At 61.7% G+C, this 867-nt stretch carries 1 pseudogene; it reads right to left on the reverse strand.

Going from position 1 to position 867, the window contains the following annotated elements:
• Positions 1-803: pseudogene (locus tag FA740_RS19520) on the reverse strand (transposase); the annotation flags it as partial.
• Positions 804-867 lie beyond the last annotated feature (64 nt).

An 867-nucleotide genomic window follows, 5' to 3' on the forward strand; every position in this document is an offset into this window, starting at 1 on the left:
TGCGGGTGTCGAAGGCACCATCAGCGGTGACGCTTGCAACCTCGTGATCTGGCGGGATCTGGTCCAGAAGCTCTGGCAATGAGGAGGATCAGCAAACAGTCCGGAGGGACTGTTTGCCCGACGAATGGCGCGTCACCGACATCACTGGTGGTGAACTCGGCCGCGCGTATTTCCAGCGTTTGCTCGTCAATTCCGATGTGGATCTTGCGCCGTGAGCCATGTCGCGCCATCGGTCCGAGCGACGATGGCGAACCCGGCGCTTGGTGCCACCATGCTTGCGCGTTCGTCGGGAAAACAGTCCCCTGGACTGTTTTCTGACCCTCCTCACTCCACTCCCCTTCGCCCTCGACCTTGATGCCAGTGCTGTCGATCAGCAGGTGCAACGGGCCGCTGGATCCACGGTAGGGAATATTGACCTTCAGGGACTTCTGGCGCCGCGACAGCGTGCTGAAGTTGGGCACGGTCCAGTCCAGGCCGGTCAGGCGCAGCAGGCTCTCAACGAAGCCCCCTCGCCATGGTCACTCGAACCGTCGCCCATCGGGCTTGAACCGATGGCGCCGCGATGGGCAACCGTTTCCACGGCTCGATCTGCCTGAGCGCCATGCCAAACAGCACCTTCATCGTCAGGCAGGTCTGGATGGCTGCGTCACTATAGTCAGGCTGTCGGCCACGTTTGCCTGTTGGCCTGGCCTCCCAGGTCATCTCGGGATCGAACCAGATCGTCAGCGAGCCACGACGCTTCAGAGCTTCGTTCTAGGCGGGCCAATTCCTGGACTTGTAGCCGGGGGGCTGGGTCGGCTCATGCGCCCCCAGCTACCACGCTGGATCCACAAGATGAATCCATCACGCGATTTGTGCAACAGAGCC

Origin of the sequence: Paracoccus hibiscisoli (assembly GCF_005048265.1) — a bacterium.
GTDB lineage: Bacteria > Pseudomonadota > Alphaproteobacteria > Rhodobacterales > Rhodobacteraceae > Paracoccus > Paracoccus hibiscisoli.